This is a genomic window from Streptomyces sp. NPDC034111, from assembly GCF_055575375.1.
Genome location: NZ_JBVIST010000029.1, coordinates 53,118 through 69,394, shown reverse-complemented (window position 1 = coordinate 69,394; position 16,277 = coordinate 53,118). Strand labels below are relative to the sequence as shown.

Sequence of the window (16,277 nt, the reverse complement as noted above, 5' to 3'; positions counted from 1 at the left end):
ACGAGGACGACCCTCCGCCTTGCGATGCACCGCACCAGACGCCGCGGGCCCCGCCCTACGGGCGGACGACGGGACTTTGCGGACACCCCCTAGGGGTTGCTGGGCGTGGCGTCGAGACGCAGGCGCAGCCCTGGCCGCAGGCCCCACCGGGCCATCGCGCCGGCCTCCGCCTCCAGGACGTGCCGGGCGCGGAGGCGGGGGAGCCCCAGCCGGCCGGGGCGCATGGTCTGTACGGCGAGCACCCTGAAGTCCCGTCCCAGATAGGCGACATCGATCGCAAACCGCATCCGGAAGGTGTGCACCCCGCTCGCCGGGGTCAGCAGCAGCGCCCCCGCAATGCCGTCGCGGCCCAGCAGACCGCGGGTACGGGCGCGGTAGGACGCCGCGATCTCCACCGCGATGGCGTCGTCCGCGCCGTACAGAACCCCTGGGCCGTTCTCCCCACGTGCCATACGCAGCGTTCTATCAGCGTTCGCGCTCTAGGGTCGACGCGTGTCAGTGATGCTGATGTCTCTCGCCGCCGCCTACGGGGCCGCGGCCGGGCTGTTCATACCGCGGCCCGCCTACCGGTTCGCCGTGGAGCCCGAGGAGGAGTGGCGCATGCGGTGTCCCGGCGGGCATGCGCTCACGGGGGTGGCGCGGGGCTGGCTCGGGCCGGCGCGCTGTCCGGACTGCGGCGCGTACGGGCCCCGTGCGCTGCCGACGGCGCTGGCCACCGCGCTGGTCTGCGCGGCCCTGGCCGCGGCCACCGGGCCGCGGCCGGAACTCGCCGCCTGGCTGATCATGGCGCCGGCCGCGGTGCTGCTGGCGGCCGTCGACTGGCGGGCGCGACGCCTCCCGGACGCGCTGACGCTGCCGCTCGCGGTGACGGCGGCGGGGGCGCTGGGGGTCGTCGGCCGGCTCACCGGCGAGACCGGAGCCTGGCGGCGGGCGCTGCTGGGCGGGCTGGTGCTCGGCGCGTGCTACCTGCTCCTGTACCTGGTCAATCCGAGGGGACTCGGACTGGGTGACGTCAAGCTGGCGGTCGGGCTGGGGGTCGCCCTTGGGTGGTACGGCTGGCGCACGCTGGTCACCGGGGGCGCGGCGGGGGTGCTGAGCGGTGCGCTGTACGGCGCGGGGCTGATGATGGTCCGGCCCGGGGCCCGTAAAACGGCCATGCCACTGGGGCCTTTCATGATCATCGGGGCGTTCGGCGGACTGCTTCTGGGCGCCGCCGCGGCCGCCTGACACCGCCCGGCGCACGGCCCGCCCCACGCGACCCTCCAGGCTCCGGCCCGCCCGAGCCACGCCACAGCGCGCGCCGGTGCACGAAGCATCCCTCCCGTGGGGTTATGGTGGAAACCCCCCCTCGGGCCGGTCCGTATCCCCCCCACGGACCGGCCCGCTTTTTCTTGCGCGGGTGGTGGCCCCCCCGGCGCGCCCCCGGCGGGCGCCGTCGGCGCCGCGCGGCCGCTACCGCTTGGCCCAGATGTTCACGCCGTCCGTGGTCTTCGCGAACGCGTCGATCTCGACCAGCTCGGCGTCCGTAAGGGGCGGGCCGTCGAGGGCCGCGACATTGGCCTCCAGCTGGGTGACGCTGCTGGCGCCGATGAGGGCGGAGGTCATGCGGTCGTCACGCAGGACCCAGGTCAGGGCGAGCTGGGCCAGCGACTGGCCGCGGCGGGCGGCGATCTCGTGGAGGCCGCGCAGCCGGCGGACGACCTCGTCGGAGAGCAGGTCCGGGTTCAGCGACTTGCCCTGGGCGGCGCGCGAGCCCTCCGGGATGCCGTGCAGGTACTTGTCCGTGAGCATGCCCTGGGCCAGGGGGGCGAACGAAATACAGCCCATGCCCTCGTCCTCAAGGGTGTCCAGCAGCAGATCGTCCTCGGTCCAGCGGTTGATCATCGAGTAAGAGGGCTGGTGGATCAGGGCGGGCACGCCCATGTCGCGCAGGATCCCGGCCGCGTCACGGGTCTGCTCGGAGCTGTAGGAGGAGATACCGGCGTAGAGCGCCTTTCCCTGCTGGACGGCGGAGGCCAGGGCACCCATCGTCTCCTCCAGCGGGGTGTCCGGATCGAAGCGGTGCGAGTAGAAGATATCGACGTAATCGACACCCATCCGCTTCAGTGAGGCATCGAGCGACGAGAGGAGATATTTCCGCGAACCCCATTCGCCGTAGGGCCCGGGGTGCATCAGATATCCGGCCTTCGTGGAGAGAATCATCTCGTCGCGGTAGCCCCGGAAGTCCTGCGCGAAGATCTTGCCGAAGTTCAGCTCGGCCGACCCGGGCGGCGGGCCGTAGTTGTTGGCCAGATCGAAGTGGGTGACACCCAGGTCGAAGGCGCGGCGCAGGATGGCCCGCTGAGAGCTCAGGGTGCGGTCGTCCCCGAAGTTGTGCCAGAGTCCAAGGGAGATAGCGGGGAGTTTGAGTCCACTGCGGCCCGTTCGCCGGTACTTCATCGAGTCGTAGCGGGAATCCGCGGCGCGGTAGTCGGTGCCAGTCATGCTCATCTCCCTATCACGTACTTGTGACACACCTGATTGGGCTGTTGCGACGGCCGAGACGTAAAGTTGTCCACTTGAGGCGACGGGGCGACCGCCATTGGCACGGAGGGGCTGGACCATACATGCTGCGATCTTCCGGGATGCGCATCCCGTATCCGCCTGCACTGCGAAATCTGGTTTACCGGCTGTACGCGCGCCGGGTGGAGGGTCGCCTGGATCACACCCAGGTGCCCAAGCACATCGGCGTCATCCTGGACGGCAACCGCCGCTGGGCGCGGGCCGACGGGCGGACGACCGAGCAGGGCCACCAGGCGGGTGCGGCCAAGATCGAGGAGCTGCTGGGCTGGTGTGAGGAGACCGATGTCGAGGTCGTCACGCTCTGGCTGCTGTCGACGGACAACCTCGACCGGCCCGAGGCCGAACTGACCCCGCTGCTGGGGATCATCGAGAACACCGTGCGGAACCTGGCCGCCGACGGCCGCTGGCGGGTGCATCACGTCGGCAACCGCGATCTCCTCCCCGAGGCCACCCAGCGGGTGCTCAAGGAGTCAGAACAGGCCACGTTGGACAATCGCGGCATTCTGGTGAATGTCGCCGTAGGCTACGGCGGGCGGCAGGAGATCGCGGACGCGGTGCGTTCGCTGCTGCTGGACCACGCCGAGCGCGGTACGTCCTTCGAGGAACTGGCCGAGATCGTCGATATCGACGCGATCTCGGAGCACCTCTACACCCGCGGCCAGCCGGACCCGGACCTGGTGATCCGTACGAGCGGTGAGCAGCGGCTGTCGGGCTTCATGCTGTGGCAGAGCGCCCATTCGGAGTACTACTTCTGCGAGGTCTTCTGGCCGGCGTTCCGGAAGGTCGACTTCCTGCGCGCCCTGCGCGACTACGCGGCCCGGCACCGCCGCTACGGCTTCTAGCCCGCCGCGGCCTCCCCGCCGCGGCACCCCGGCCGGTGTGCCCCACGCCCCTCCGATGGGCGTACTTCTGACGCACCCTTCTCTCCGGGCACCCGGCTCGCCCCCCGCCTCCCGGCGATCACGCGTTACCAAAGGTTCATCGGGTGTGCGTCATATGCCGTGGCATGGGGGCGGGGGTTCGAGGGAATATCCCTTCCAGGTCGGCGTCCGGAACAAGCCATCGGGCGCCGCATCTCAGCGGACGGCATGGGGCCGTCCGCCCGGGAGGCCCTTTGCACATCACGGAGATCCGTGCGTACCGCACGGGCGACGCGAGGGGCCGGCGCTCGGCCCGCGCACTGTGGCCTGAGCCCGGTCCGGTCATTCGATGGCCGGGGGTCCTTGGGGCCCCGCCCCTGGGAGCACAACGCCCCGCGACGCCGTCGCACCCCAACCTCATCCGAGGGGGTACGTCCACCCGTGGTGAACAGCAAGCAGCGCCGTGACAACGACCGGCGCACTTATGTCCTCGACACCAGTGTGCTGCTGGCGGATCCAGGCGCCATGGCCCGCTTCGACGAGCACGAGGTCGTGCTGCCGGTCGTGGTGGTCACGGAGCTGGAGGCCAAGAGACACCATCCCGAACTCGGTTACTTCGCCCGGCAGGCGCTGCGCATGCTCGACGAGTACCGGGTGCAGTTCGGGCGACTGGACGCGCCCATCCCCATCGGGGAGCTCGGCGGGACCCTCCGGGTCGAACTGAACCACTCCGACCCCGGGATACTGCCCGCGGCGTTCCTCAACGGCCACCGGCCCGGCGACAACGACTCGCGGATCCTCGCCGTGGCGCGCAACCTCCAGGCCGAGGGGTTCGACGTCACGGTCGTTTCCAAGGACCTGCCGATGCGCATCAAGGCGTCCTCGGTGGGGCTGCTGGCCGAGGAGTACCGCGCGGAGCTGGCGATCACCGACTCCGGCTGGACGGGGATGACCGAGCTGACCGTCCCCGCCGACCAGGTCGACGATCTGTTCGCCGCCGAGACCGTGCACGTACCGGGCGCTGCCGAACTTCCGGTGCATACCGGACTTGTGCTCCAGTCGGAGCGCGGCAAGGCCCTCGGCCGGGTGACCGCCGAGGGTACGGTCCGGCTGGTGCGCGGCGACCGGGAGGCGTTCGGGATCCACGGCCGCAGCGCCGAGCAGCGGATCGCGCTGGACCTGCTGCTCGACCCGGATGTCGGCATTGTCTCGATGGGTGGGCGGGCCGGGACGGGCAAGTCGGCGCTGGCGCTGTGTGCGGGCCTGGAGGCCGTGCTGGAGCGACGGCAGCACCGCAAGGTGATGGTGTTCCGTCCGCTGTACGCCGTCGGCGGGCAGGAGCTGGGCTATCTGCCGGGCAGCGAGGCGGAGAAGATGAGCCCCTGGGCGCAGGCCGTCTTCGACACGCTGTCCGCGGTGACCACCAAGGACGTCATCGAAGAGGTGGTGGGGCGCGGCATGCTGGAGGTGCTGCCGCTGACCCATATCCGCGGGCGGTCGCTGCACGACGCGTTCGTCATCGTGGACGAGGCCCAGTCCCTGGAACGGAACGTCCTTTTGACGGTTCTGTCCCGTATCGGGGCCAACTCCCGGGTTGTACTGACCCATGACGTCGCCCAGCGCGACAACCTCCGGGTCGGGCGTTACGACGGAGTGGTCGCGGTCGTCGAGAAGCTGAAGGGGCATCCGCTCTTCGCGCATGTGACGCTGAACCGCTCCGAGCGGTCGCCGATCGCCGCACTGGTGACCGAAATGCTGGAGGACGGCCGGATCTGACCGGTTGTCCTGATCTGACCCGCTGTAAGGCGCGCCGTCCGGTGAAGCGAAGGAGCTTAGCCGGGCGGCGTTCCGCTGCGTGCGGATATCCGAAAATACTTGGGCGTAAACAAGGTGTGAGCTTTCACACCCAGCAGGGAATTGCTTCCCGGCGTGCCGTTCGGGCAGAGTCTGGGTCCTGTCAGGCCCCGCATACGGCAGCACAAGCACCCCCAGCGGTGTGGAACGAAACTGAACTTCATAGCGAATCGCCGTATGCCGCCCGAGCACCACGCGGACCCCGAGGGGGACGTACCGGGCCAGTGCCTCCCGTGACCAGCCGGTCCCGCCTGCTTCAACAGGGCCCGGAACAAGGGGAGACCAGCGCCAGGGGCACGATTGCGTCCGCGAGGTCACCTATGCGGGCGATGCTGGAAGGAAAACGTGTGAGCCGGATCTCGGTCCGGGGATTCGCCGTGGCATCCGCCACCGCGGTCACCACCGTCGGCGCCGTGGTCGGCGTCGCCGCAGGGCAGCCCGCCTCGGTAGGTAACACCGAGGCCGCGGCGGCCGATGCGACGATCGCTGACATCCCCGCGGGCGCACAGGCCCAGGTGCAGACGGCTTCCCTGACGCAGCAGGCGGACGACCAGTCCACCCAGGCGGATGCGGCAGCCCTCAAGTCCGCACAGGAAGCCGCCCGTAAGGCAGCCGCGGAGACCGCACAGAGCAAGAAGGACGCTGCGGACGAGGCCAAGGAGAAGAAGGAAGCCGAGGCTCGCAAGAAGGAGCTGGCCGCGTCCCGCTCCTCCTCGCGTGACGTGGGCGACCTCCTCGGCAAGAGCTCGTACTCCATCGCTGAGACGCAGGCCATCGCACGCCAGATGGTGGCGGGCGACCAGTTCCAGTGCTTCAGCAACATCGTGGACCACGAGTCCGGCTGGAACTACCGGGCCACCAACGCCTCCTCGGGCGCCTACGGGCTCGTCCAGGCGCTGCCCGGCTCCAAGATGGCCTCGGCCGGTTCGGACTGGCAGACGAACCCGGCAACCCAGATCAAGTGGGGCCTGAACTACATGAACGACCGCTACGGCAGCCCGTGTGGCGCCTGGTCGTTCTGGCAGGCCAACAACTGGTACTAGGCCCGCCGGCCGCACCACAGCACTTCCGAAACCCCCGAACGCGTCCGCGTCGGGGGTTTCGCGCATCCGGCACAGGTAACGTCGTGCCATCAGGTTGTGGTGCGTGGGAGGGGAAGAGGAAGGGTCATGTCCAGATTGCCTCAGTGGGTCGGCGGCCTCGGCGCCGGTCTGACGCGGCTCTCGCAGCGGCTGGAGGAGCAACGCCGCCGTGCGGAGGCTGCCGCGGCCGACGGCGACCCGGAAGAGCTGAGGCGTGCCGAGCGCGCTGAGGCGCATCCGGCCGACGGTGCGTTCGCCGAAGCCGCCGTCGTGCACGGCTCGGTGAGCATGCTCACCGTCCCCCGTACGCAGCAGCAGACGCCGGAGACGGCGGACGGGGTGCCGCACCCCGCCGCCGGTCAGGAGCCGCCGCCGGCCGCGGCCGCCCGTCCGCCGGAGTCCGTCCCGGCGCCGCCCGCCTACGCGCCCGCCGTCGCGGCCCGGCCCGATCCGGTCGACGCGGTGCCGTGGGGCGTACGGGTCGCCGCCGAGGTCGGCTGGCGGCTGCTGGTGCTGGCCGCCACGCTGTGGGTGCTGGCGCGGGTCATCACCACCATCGAACTCGTCGTGCTGTCCTTCACCGCCGCGACGCTGATCACCGCGCTGTTGCAGCCCTCCGTGGGCTGGCTGCGCCGGCGCGGACTGCCGCGCGGGCCGGCCACCGCGCTGACGTTCATCGGCGGCTTCGTCATCATGGGCCTGGTCGGCTGGTTCGTCGTATGGCAGGTCCAGGACAACGTCGACTCGGTCTCCAGCCGCGTCCAGGAGGGCATCACCGAGCTCAAGGGCTGGCTGCTGAAGAGCCCGTTCCATGTGACCGAGAGTCAGATCAACGGCATCGCCAAGAATCTTCAGGACGCGATCGGCGCCAACACCGAGGCGATCACCTCGGTCGGTCTGGAGGGCGTCACCGTCGTCCTGGAGGTGTTCACCGGCATCCTGCTGGCGATGTTCACCACGCTCTTCCTGCTCTACGACGGGCGGCGGATCTGGGAGTGGCTGCTCAAGCTGGTCCCCGGGGTGGCCAGGGACGGAGTGGCGGGCGCCGGGCCGCGGGCCTGGCGGACCCTGACCGCCTATGTGCGCGGCACGGTCATCGTGGCGCTCATCGACGCCTTCTTCATCGGCATCGGCCTGTACTTCCTCAATGTGCCGCTCGCCGTTCCGCTCGCGGTCTTCATCTTCCTCTTCGCCTTCATCCCGCTGGTCGGCGCGGTGGTCTCGGGCGCGCTGGCGTGCGTGGTCGCGCTGGTGACGCAGGGCGTGTTCCCGGCGCTGATGGTGCTGGCGGTCGTCCTGGCCGTCCAGCAGATCGAGGGCCATGTCCTCCAGCCGTTCATCCTGGGCCGGGCGGTCCGGGTCCATCCGCTGGCGGTGATCCTCTCGGTCGCCGCGGGCGGTCTGATCGCGGGCATCGGCGGCGCCGTCGTCGCGGTCCCGCTGGTGGCGGTCACCAACACCGTGGTCGGTTATCTGCGTTCGTACTCCAGGGAGCAGGCGCTACGGATGTCGGTGGCCCCCCGCGGCGCCACCGCGATCGCCGTCGCGCCCACCCTGCCCCCCTCGGTGCGGCCCTCGGAGGAGCCCCAGGGCTAGAACGCGGAGGAGCCGCAGGGCTGGAACGCCTCCCGACGCACGGAACCCCGCAGACGGCCTGTCTGCGGGGTTCCGTATGAGCGTTGCGCGTGGTGCGCTGCCGGAGTTACTCGGCGAGCGCGGCCTCGGCGTCCAGCGTGGCGCCGACGGCCTGGAGGACGGACGCGATCTTGACGGCCTCCTGGATCGTCTCGCGGTCCACGCCGGCCTTGCGCAGCACCTGCTCGTGCGAGTCCAGGCACATTCCGCAGCCGTTGATGGCCGAGACGGCCAGCGACCACAGCTCGAAGTCGACCTTGTCCACACCCGGGTTGCCGATGACGTTCATCCGCAGACCGGCGCGCAGGGTGCCGTACTCCGGGTCCGACAGCAGGTGCCGGGTCCGGTAGAAGACGTTGTTCATCGCCATGATGGCGGCCGCCGACTTGGCGGCGGTGTACGCCTCGGCGGAGAGGTTCGCCTTCGCCTCGGGCTCCAGCTCGCGCAGCACCTTCGGCGACCGCGAGGCGATCGCGCAGGCCAGCACCGTGCCCCACAGCTGCTGCTGCGGGAGGTCGCTGTTGCCGATCACCGAACCGAGGTTCAGCTTCAGGTCCTTGGCGTAGTCCGGAACCGCGGACTTCAGGTCATCGAGAGCCATGGGTGTCACTCACCAGCCAGCAGGGAGACCGGGTCCAGGGTGTCCTCGCCCTTGCTCCAGTTGCAGGGGCACAGCTCGTCCGTCTGGAGAGCGTCGAGGACCCGCAGGACCTCCTTGGGGTTACGGCCGACGGAGCCGGCGGTCACCATGGTGAACTGGATCTCGTTGTTCTGGTCGACGATGAAGACGGCGCGCTGCGCGAAGCCGTCCTCGCCCTCGATGCCCAGGTCGCGCATGAGCTCGTGCTTGGAGTCGGCGAGCATCGGGAAGGGCAGGTCGGTCAGGTCCGGGTGGTCCTTGCGCCAGGCGTGGTGCACGAACTCGGAGTCGCCGGAGAAGCCGAGGATCTGGGCGTCACGGTCGGCGAACTCGTCGTTCAGCTTGCCGAAGGCCGCGATCTCGGTCGGGCACACGAAGGTGAAGTCCTTGGGCCACGCGAAGACGATCTTCCACTTGCCCTCGTAGGTCTTGTGGTTGATCTGCTCGAACTCCTTGCCCTTCTCCAGCGAGACACAGGCAGTCAGATCGAACTCGGGGAACTTGTCACCGACAGTGAGCACACGCTCTCCTTGTTGCACAAGAAAGTCCCTTTTGGGGAGCTTTCGGTCTTTCATGAGGCTTGGACGATTCACACAGTGCCACAGGAGGCATTGATCAGGGAAATAGCTAGACTGGTTGATGTTGATCGGAGGTGGTTATCAGTGGCGTCACCAGTAAGTGGCGGGCGGCCCCGCCAGCCCAGCCTCGCGCAGCTCCGCGCCTTCGTCGCGGTGGCTGAGCATCTGCACTTCCGCGAGGCGGCCGCCGAGATCGGAATGAGCCAGCCCGCACTGTCCGGGGCGGTCTCCGCGCTGGAGGAGGCGCTCGGCGTGCAGCTCCTGGAGCGTACGACCCGCAAGGTGCTGCTCTCCCCGGCGGGGGAGCGGGTGGCCGCCCGGGCCCGTACGGTCCTGGAGGCCGTCGGGGAGCTGATGGAGGAGGCGGAGGCGGCCCGGGCGCCGTTCACGGGCGTGCTGCGCCTCGGAGTCATCCCCACCGTCGCGCCGTACCTGCTGCCGGCCGTGCTGCGGCTGGTCCACCACACCTACCCCGACCTCGACCTCCAGGTCCATGAGGAGCAGACCGCCTCCCTCCTGGACGGTCTGGCGCACGGCCGGCTCGACCTGCTCCTGCTCGCCGTGCCCCTCGGCGTCCCCCAGGTCACCGAACTCCCGCTCTTCGACGAGGACTTCGTGCTGGTCGCGCCCAAGGACCACTGGCTGGGCGGCCGTGGCGACATCCCCCGTCAGGCGCTCCAGGAGCTGGACCTGCTCCTGCTCGACGAGGGCCACTGCCTGCGCGACCAGGCGCTGGACGTCTGCCGCGAGGCCGGCCGGGACGAGAACACCCCGGTGACGACGAGCGCGGCGGGCCTGTCCACGCTGGTGCAGCTGGTGGCCGGCGGACTGGGCGTCACGCTTCTGCCCCGTACGGCCCTCAGGGTCGAGACCGCCCGCAACGACCAGCTCACCACGGGCTACTTCGCGGACCCGGCCCCCTCGCGCCGCATCGCCCTGGCCATGCGCGCGGGAGCCGCCCGGCAGAACGAGTTCGAGGAGTTCGCGGAGGCGCTGCGGGGGGCGCTGCGGGGGCTGCCGGTGCGGATGGTGAAGGGGTGAGGAGCGTCAGGGGCGGGCGACCTCGAGGATTGCCCCGACATCGAGAGTGATCTCGGCGCCGATGGACTCGGGGAGCGTCACATGCTGCCCGGGGGCGTGGACGCTGTGGTTGCGGTACTCGTTGGCGAAGGGGTCGGTCAGGACGTGGAGGCGTTCCTTCCTGCGGTCGACGATGACGTAGACCGGGATCTTGGCGATGGCGTAAGCGGCGACCTTCTTCTTCGTGTCGGTGACGTAGTTGGAGGACGTGACCTCCAGAACCAGGCGGAAGACCGCCGGGTCGTAGCAGTTGGACTCGATGTGGTGCTCGCGGTAGTCGGCGTCGACGACGGCGAGGTCCGGTACGGCGAAGTCCTCGGGGCCGTCCGGGAGCCACAGGCCGATGGCCTGGGTGACTCGTGTCTCCGCTCCGTGCGCGGCCGCGAACGCGAAGGTGAGGTCGGTCAGTGAGTCGGCGTGCGGGCCGTCGGCGGGCGGTGTCACGGTGAGTTCTCCCCCGATGATCTCGATGCGGTAGCCAGGGTTCCGCTCGGCGAGCCTCGCGGCCACCTCAAGCAGGCCCGGCAGCTTCCGGTCATGGGGATGCTCGACCGCTGCGGCAGACATGGCGCCTCCTGATGGCTGGTATCGAGGCCATCATCGTAGGCAGAGGTGCCCGCAGCCGTCGCGTACGGCGGCGTTCACCCGATCGAGCACCGCACACCTGCTCACTCCGCCCGCAAGCCCTCCGGGCGCATCATCCGCCACAGGGGCGGGAGGCTCAGGGCGGTGACGAAGAGGATCACGGCGCCGCCGGTGGCGGTCATGGCGGTGACGACCGGCCAGTCCACGGTCACCGCGCTGTCGATCATGGACAGCAGCAGGGCGCCCAGCGCCAGGCCGCAGCCCAGTGCCAGGGCCAGGCCGAGGGCGACCGGGATGGCGGTCTGCCACAGCACCGACCAGCCCAGGGTGGCGCGGCGGGTGCCGTAGGCGTCGAGGGTGGACAGCAGGCGGCGGCGTTCGTGGAGCTGCTCGACGGTGGAGATGATCAGGCCCGCGCCGATCAGCAGCAGGGTGACGACCGCGCCGATGAACAGGCCGTTGCGGACGCTGGTGTACTGCCCGTCGTGCGGGTTGTCGACCGCGGAGGACTCGTTCATCGTCGGGTCGATATGGGCCGCGGTGGTGCGGATGTGCTCCACCGCGTCCGGGACGGCGCGGTCGAAGTCGATCTGGAGCTCCATGGTGGGGCCGTTGAGCCGGGCGGTGTCGACGGACGACGGGGTGGCCAGCACGTCATACGTGAAGCGGCCGGGGCCCTGGCCGGGGTGGAGCAGCCGGACCGGGCGGGCGGTGGCGGGGATCCGCCAGGGGTGCGGCGCCACTGGGTCGCCCTGGGCGACCGGCGGGTTGAGGTCGAGGGTCGCGCCGGGGACCGGGGTGAAGCCCCGCGCGGGGCCGTGGGCGGCGAGGAAGACCGCGCCGTCCCGGCAGGAGGGCAGGCGGGCGAGCCGGCGCAGTTCGGCGCAGCTGCCGACGGCGAGGGTGGCGTGGGGGGCGTCGGCCGGCGGACGGCCGGCGGCCGGCATCGGTCCGACGAGGGAGTCGACGGTGCCGCGGACCGCCGTCACCCCGGGGGTGGCACGCAGCGCACCGAGTGCCCGCTCCGTCTCGGGCCAGCCCTTGGCGTTGCCCCACAGGCCGATCCGGGGCACCTTGCCGGACTCCGCGTACGCCCGGGCGTAACCGGCCTGCATACCGGTCATCAGCATATGGATCGCGATCGCGCCGGCCACCGCGACGGTGATGCCGCTGACCGCGCGGGTGGCCGAGCCGCTGCTCAACTGTAGGCGGCGGACGGCGAGTTGCCAGGGGACCGGGCCGCCGTGCAGCCGGCCGACCACCGCGTCCACCAGCCAGGGCAGCAGCGCGGTGACGCCGAGCAGCAGCAGCATCGAACCGGCCGCGAGCCGGGCGGTGTTCAGCGGGGTGTCGGTCCACGGCCGTTCCCAGGCCAGCGGGACGAGGAGCAGGGTGCCGACGGCGGGCAGCGCGACCCGCCACCACAGCCGGCGGCGGACCGGCGGGCGGTTGCGGACGATGCCCAGCGGCTCGACGGTGATCCCGCGCTGCGCGAACAGGGTGACGAGCACGGCAGCGGCCGGAACGAGCACGGTGATCAGCGCGGCGGCGAGCGGACCTGGGGTCACATCGGCGGGGAAGACATTGATGTCCCACAGGGTGATGAGTGAGGCGCACTGCCGGCCGCCGAGGAACAGCGCGGCGCCGCCGAGCAGCCCCAGCAGGGAGCCGAACAGCGCCTCGCCGGAGGCGATCCGGCGGGTGGTCCGGACATCGGCGCCGACCAGGCGCAGCGCGGCCAGCCGGCGTTCGCGGCGCTCGTTGCCGAACCGTACGGACGTCCCGATGAAGACCATGACGGGCGTCAGCAGCGCCACACAGGTCATGACCACCAGCAGTACGGCCGGGGCCCGCATCGGCGCCGGCTCGAAGTCCTTGCCGAAGTGGTCGATGCGGTAGCTCCCGGAGTCGCTCAGGGTGGCGCTGTGGGCGAGGTAGGTGAGCTCCTTCGGGCCGAGCAGTCCGGCGTCGCCGAGGGTGCCGGCGATCTCGTAGTCGAGCCGCTTGCGCAGCAGGGCGCCTTCGGGGGAGTCGAGGAGTTCCCTGAGGGCCGGTGAGACCAGCATCCGCCCGGGGCCCGGGAGTTGGCGGACGCCGGGCGGCACCGGCGGACGGTCGCCGTCGGGGCGGACCAGCCGGCCGCGGACCGGGGCACCGTGGAAGACGGTGTCGGCCGAGGCGTAGCGCAGGGTGTGATCGCCCGGCCGGGGTTCATGGGCCTGGCCCAGGTTCTCGCGGGCCTTCTCCCGGCCGTGCCAGGAGTCCATCAGGGACGGTACGGAGGCGCCGAGGAGCAGGACCGCCACCCCCAGGGCGACGCCGGCCGCGGTCAGTGCCGTACGGATCCAGCCCTCCCGGCCGCCGCCGGCCGCGAACCGCATGCCCATCGCCAGGTCGCGGACCCAGACGGCGGGGCCGGTGCGCGCCCCGGCGAGCGGCCCTGGCCGGGCGTCGGCGGGGCGGCCGGAACCGTCACCGGAACCGTCACGGGGCCCCTTTCCCGCACGGCCCGCCGAGGAGCGCAGCAGGCTCATGCCATGCCCGCCAGCATGTCCTTCACCCTTCCGTCGCGGACCACGATCTCCCGGTCGGAGTAGGCGGCCACCCGCGCCTCGTGGGTGACCAGCACCACCGCGGCGCGGGTGTCGCGGGCGGCGTCGGTCAGCAGGGTCAGTACGCGTTCGCCGTTGAGGGAGTCCAGAGCGCCGGTGGGCTCGTCGGCGAAGACCATTCGCGGACGGGTGGCCAGTGCGCGGGCGACGGCGATGCGCTGGCCCTGTCCGCCGGAGAGCTCACCGGGCCGCTGGGCCGCGACCGTGTCCACCTCCAGACGCTCCAGCCACTCATGGGCCTGCCGTTCGGCGTCCTTGCGCTTGGCGCCGTTCAGCCGGAGCGGCAGTGCGACGTTCTCCAGGGCGGTCAACTCCGGTACCAGCTGGCCGAATTGGAAGACGAAGCCGAAGTCGGTGCGGCGCAGGGCGCTGCGCCGGGCGTCGCTGAGGGCGGTCAGTTCCTGGCCGTCGTAGTGGACGGTGCCGGAGTCGGGGGCGATGATGCCGGCCAGGCAGTGCAGCAGGGTCGATTTGCCGGAGCCGGAGGGGCCCATGACGGCGACGACCTCGCCGGGGTGGATGGAGAAGTCCGCACCGTCCAGCGCGGGCGTCGGGCCGTACGCCTTGTACAGCCCCTCCGCGGCCAGCAGGGAACCCTCCGGCGTCACCCGCGGACCGCTTCCGCCAGCTTGTCGAGCCGGGCGGCGGTCAGCTCCAGCCAGCGCAGATCGGCCTCGAGGTGGAAGAGGGCGTGGTCGCAGATCAGCTGGTCGGCGAGGTCGCCGCCGCGCTTGCGCTCGGTCAGTCCGCGCATCAGCCGCAGATGTTCGGTGCGCTGGGCGTCCAGCAGTTCGGCGGCGTTGCGGCCGGTCATCAGGGCCAGTACGACCTTGGTGTAGAGCGTCGACTGGAGGTACGGCTCGGGCTTCTCCGGGCGCGCCAGCCACTGGGCGACATCGGTGACACCGGCGTCGGTGATCGCGTACCGCTTGCGCTCCGGGCCGGCACCGGCCTCCACGGCGTCCACCTCGACCAGACCGTTCTTCAGCAGCCGGGACATCGTGGAGTAGACCTGGCCGTAGTGCAGCGGGCGGTCCTGGCCGAAGTGTTCGTCGAAGGTCCGCTTGAGGTCGTAGCCATGGCGGGGGCCGGACTCCAGGAGGCCCAGCAGCGTATGACCGATTGACATGCCGACCACCTTACTCATGACTCTGTCGCTCGTGTATACGCGCGATGTATAGAGGGGGTCTTCCCGTCTCCTCCGTGAGGCGTTCCGCGCCCGCCGTGGGGTGTCCGCCGGTCCGCCGCATGCCGTGCCGCGGGCACGCGACGTCAGTCCTCGTCGGGTTTCGGGGTCTTGGGCGGCCGCCCCCGTCGTGGGATCGCGCCCGCTCCCCGCGGCAGCCGCCCCGCGTCCGACAGTGCCTTGCGCAGCAGGAACTCGATCTGCGCATTGGCGCTGCGCAGTTCGTCCTCGGCCCAGCGCGCCAGTGCGTCATGGATCAACGGGTCGAGCCGCAGCAGCACCTGCTTGCGCTGCTGCGGCCGTCGCGCGGGGGTCCGCTCGCCGTCGGCGCCGGACCCCGCGGGGGTTTCGGCACTCACTGGTAGAGCGATCCGGTGTTCAGGACCGGCTGGGCGGCCCGGTCGCCGCACAGCACCACCATCAGATTGCTCACCATGGCCGCCTTGCGCTCCTCGTCCAGTTCGACGATGCCCTGCTCGCTGATCCGCTCCAGTGCCGATTCGACCATGCCGACCGCGCCCTCGACGATCTGCTTGCGGGCCGCGACCACCGCGCCGGCCTGCTGGCGCTGGAGCATCGCGGAGGCGATCTCCGGGGCGTAGGCGAGGTGGCTGAAGCGTGCCTCGATGATCCGCACGCCGGCGGCCTGGACCCGGGCGGTCAGCTCCAGGGCCAGCTTCTCGGTGATCTCCTCGGCGTTGCCGCGCAGCGACAGGGCGTTCTCGTCGTGGGCGTCGTAGGGGTACTCGATCGCGATGTGCCGTACGGCGGCCTCGGCCTGGGTGCCGACGAACTCCAGGAAGTCATCGACCTCGAACAGCGCCTGGGCGGTGTCCTCGACGTGCCAGACGACGATCGAGGCCAGCTCGATCGGGTTGCCGTAGGCGTCGTTGACCTTGAGGACCGCGGTCTCGTGGTTGCGCACCCGGGTGGAGATCTTCCGGGCGGTGGTCAGCGGGTTGACCCAGCGCAGTCCGTCGGTGCGGATGGTGCCGACGTACCGCCCGAAGAGCTGGATGACCCGCGCCTCACCGGGCGCGACCATCTTCACGCCGGTCATGCAGAAGAAGGAGCCGAGCAGCAGCAGGACGCCGGCGATGACCATCGGCACGGCGGCGGCGCTGTTGCCGCCATCGCCGAGTATGCCGCCGACGATGATCACGGCGATGCCCAGCGCCACACCGAGCACCGTCAGCAGCAGGGCGAGGCCGCCCGGGATGCTGTGCGCCGGCACCTCCCGGACCTGCGGACGGGGCATCTCGGGGGCGTCGACGGTGAGCTCGCCGTCGGTGCCGGTGGTGCGCTCGGCCGGTGTCTGATCGGTCATGGGGTCCCCGTTTCTCCAGGTACGGCGCGTGATGTCCGCCGCATTCGGTGCTTTCGCTGCTCTAGCAAAGTGCTATCACTTTAGCCCGGTGGCCGGCCTGGCGTCCAGTGCTCGTACGGGGTCCGATTTGCGGCATCTCCGCAGGTGGGGACGTGGCGACGCATAACACCCACCCCGGGGTTCCCTCGCCCCCGGGTGCTGTTTGTCACGTCGGGAAAAGCCTTGATCGATGAGTATTTGTTGACAGATGCGGTGTTAGCTTCAACAGCTGAGTTA

The 16,277-nt window shown here is 70.6% G+C and carries 16 protein-coding genes; 6 read left to right on the top strand and 10 right to left on the bottom strand.

Features of this window, described 5'->3' with window-relative positions:
• Window positions 1–89: 89 nt before the first annotated feature.
• Window positions 90–452, bottom strand: coding sequence for a DUF192 domain-containing protein (locus ACZ55A_RS35705; protein ID WP_468849070.1), 363 nt, complete (start codon window positions 450–452; stop codon window positions 90–92).
• Window positions 453–501: 49 nt separating this feature from the next.
• Between ACZ55A_RS35705 and ACZ55A_RS35700 the strand changes: the two genes are divergently transcribed.
• The gene (locus tag ACZ55A_RS35700; protein ID WP_468849081.1) at window positions 502–1,227 is read left to right on the top strand and encodes a prepilin peptidase; all 726 of its coding nucleotides are present in this window, start codon (window positions 502–504) and stop codon (window positions 1,225–1,227) included.
• 225 nt (window positions 1,228–1,452) lie between these two features.
• On the opposite strand, the gene mgrA is transcribed toward ACZ55A_RS35700, so the two are convergent.
• A complete protein-coding gene (mgrA, locus tag ACZ55A_RS35695) occupies window positions 1,453–2,484 on the bottom strand; it encodes an L-glyceraldehyde 3-phosphate reductase (protein ID WP_468849068.1) in 1,032 nt (343 codons plus the stop codon).
• 140 nt (window positions 2,485–2,624) lie between these two features.
• Between mgrA and ACZ55A_RS35690 the strand changes: the two genes are divergently transcribed.
• The 4 genes from ACZ55A_RS35690 to ACZ55A_RS35675 all read left to right on the top strand — a co-directional run bounded on the left by ACZ55A_RS35690 (window position 2,625) and on the right by ACZ55A_RS35675 (window position 7,954).
• On the top strand, window positions 2,625–3,404 hold the full coding sequence (locus tag ACZ55A_RS35690; RefSeq protein ID WP_468849079.1) for an isoprenyl transferase: 780 nt from the start codon (window positions 2,625–2,627) through the stop codon (window positions 3,402–3,404).
• Window positions 3,405–3,863: 459 nt separating this feature from the next.
• Window positions 3,864–5,198, top strand: a complete 1,335-nt coding sequence (locus tag ACZ55A_RS35685; RefSeq protein WP_468849067.1) for a PhoH family protein — start codon at window positions 3,864–3,866, stop codon at window positions 5,196–5,198.
• A 425-nt stretch (window positions 5,199–5,623) separates the two neighbouring features.
• Window positions 5,624–6,319, top strand: coding sequence for an aggregation-promoting factor C-terminal-like domain-containing protein (locus tag ACZ55A_RS35680; RefSeq protein ID WP_468849065.1), 696 nt, complete (start codon window positions 5,624–5,626; stop codon window positions 6,317–6,319).
• Between the two features lie 126 nt (window positions 6,320–6,445).
• Window positions 6,446–7,954: an AI-2E family transporter gene (locus ACZ55A_RS35675; protein WP_468849063.1), complete on the top strand. Its 1,509-nt coding sequence runs from the start codon at window positions 6,446–6,448 to the stop codon at window positions 7,952–7,954.
• A gap of 106 nt (window positions 7,955–8,060) precedes the next feature.
• On the opposite strand, the gene ACZ55A_RS35670 is transcribed toward ACZ55A_RS35675, so the two are convergent.
• Window positions 8,061–8,594: an alkyl hydroperoxide reductase gene (locus ACZ55A_RS35670; protein WP_384432387.1), complete on the bottom strand. Its 534-nt coding sequence runs from the start codon at window positions 8,592–8,594 to the stop codon at window positions 8,061–8,063.
• Between the two features lie 5 nt (window positions 8,595–8,599).
• Window positions 8,600–9,154 (bottom strand): peroxiredoxin, encoded by a 555-nt coding sequence (locus ACZ55A_RS35665; protein WP_393489340.1) that lies wholly within the window; start codon window positions 9,152–9,154, stop codon window positions 8,600–8,602.
• Between the two features lie 141 nt (window positions 9,155–9,295).
• On the opposite strand from ACZ55A_RS35665, the gene ACZ55A_RS35660 reads away from it, so the two are divergent.
• Window positions 9,296–10,252: a LysR substrate-binding domain-containing protein gene (locus ACZ55A_RS35660; RefSeq protein WP_468849061.1), complete on the top strand. Its 957-nt coding sequence runs from the start codon at window positions 9,296–9,298 to the stop codon at window positions 10,250–10,252.
• A gap of 6 nt (window positions 10,253–10,258) precedes the next feature.
• Here the strand turns inward: ACZ55A_RS35660 and ACZ55A_RS35655 are convergent, their stop codons facing one another.
• The 6 genes from ACZ55A_RS35655 to ACZ55A_RS35630 form a co-directional block, all read right to left on the bottom strand.
• Complete coding sequence (locus ACZ55A_RS35655; protein ID WP_468849060.1) at window positions 10,259–10,858, bottom strand: Uma2 family endonuclease; 600 nt, start codon at window positions 10,856–10,858, stop codon at window positions 10,259–10,261.
• A gap of 101 nt (window positions 10,859–10,959) precedes the next feature.
• Window positions 10,960–13,410 (bottom strand): FtsX-like permease family protein, encoded by a 2,451-nt coding sequence (locus ACZ55A_RS35650; RefSeq protein WP_468849058.1) that lies wholly within the window; start codon window positions 13,408–13,410, stop codon window positions 10,960–10,962.
• Complete coding sequence (locus ACZ55A_RS35645; RefSeq protein ID WP_468849057.1) at window positions 13,407–14,096, bottom strand: ABC transporter ATP-binding protein; 690 nt, start codon at window positions 14,094–14,096, stop codon at window positions 13,407–13,409. Before ACZ55A_RS35645 ends, ACZ55A_RS35650 begins: the two co-directional genes overlap by 4 nt.
• A complete protein-coding gene (locus ACZ55A_RS35640; RefSeq protein WP_468849055.1) occupies window positions 14,093–14,617 on the bottom strand; it encodes a PadR family transcriptional regulator in 525 nt (174 codons plus the stop codon). Before ACZ55A_RS35640 ends, ACZ55A_RS35645 begins: the two co-directional genes overlap by 4 nt.
• Window positions 14,618–14,760: 143 nt before the next feature.
• Window positions 14,761–15,033 (bottom strand): type II toxin-antitoxin system antitoxin, encoded by a 273-nt coding sequence (locus ACZ55A_RS35635; RefSeq protein ID WP_468849053.1) that lies wholly within the window; start codon window positions 15,031–15,033, stop codon window positions 14,761–14,763.
• The gene (locus ACZ55A_RS35630; protein ID WP_468849052.1) at window positions 15,030–16,001 is read right to left on the bottom strand and encodes an SPFH domain-containing protein; all 972 of its coding nucleotides are present in this window, start codon (window positions 15,999–16,001) and stop codon (window positions 15,030–15,032) included. Before ACZ55A_RS35630 ends, ACZ55A_RS35635 begins: the two co-directional genes overlap by 4 nt.
• Window positions 16,002–16,277 lie beyond the last annotated feature (276 nt).

Excerpts from the sequence above, each read along its gene's own strand:
- ACZ55A_RS35705 (WP_468849070.1), bottom strand. The coding sequence starts at position 452 with ATGGCACGTGGGGAGAACGGCCCAGGGGTTCTGTACGGCGCGGACGAC.
- ACZ55A_RS35700 (WP_468849081.1), top strand. The coding sequence starts at position 502 with ATGCTGATGTCTCTCGCCGCCGCCTACGGGGCCGCGGCCGGGCTGTTC.
- mgrA (WP_468849068.1), bottom strand. The coding sequence starts at position 2,484 with ATGACTGGCACCGACTACCGCGCCGCGGATTCCCGCTACGACTCGATG.
- ACZ55A_RS35690 (WP_468849079.1), top strand. The coding sequence starts at position 2,625 with ATGCGCATCCCGTATCCGCCTGCACTGCGAAATCTGGTTTACCGGCTG.
- ACZ55A_RS35675 (WP_468849063.1), top strand. The coding sequence starts at position 6,446 with ATGTCCAGATTGCCTCAGTGGGTCGGCGGCCTCGGCGCCGGTCTGACG.
- ACZ55A_RS35670 (WP_384432387.1), bottom strand. The coding sequence starts at position 8,594 with ATGGCTCTCGATGACCTGAAGTCCGCGGTTCCGGACTACGCCAAGGAC.
- ACZ55A_RS35655 (WP_468849060.1), bottom strand. The coding sequence starts at position 10,858 with ATGTCTGCCGCAGCGGTCGAGCATCCCCATGACCGGAAGCTGCCGGGC.
- ACZ55A_RS35650 (WP_468849058.1), bottom strand. The coding sequence starts at position 13,410 with ATGAGCCTGCTGCGCTCCTCGGCGGGCCGTGCGGGAAAGGGGCCCCGT.
- ACZ55A_RS35640 (WP_468849055.1), bottom strand. The coding sequence starts at position 14,617 with ATGTCAATCGGTCATACGCTGCTGGGCCTCCTGGAGTCCGGCCCCCGC.
- ACZ55A_RS35630 (WP_468849052.1), bottom strand. The coding sequence starts at position 16,001 with ATGACCGATCAGACACCGGCCGAGCGCACCACCGGCACCGACGGCGAG.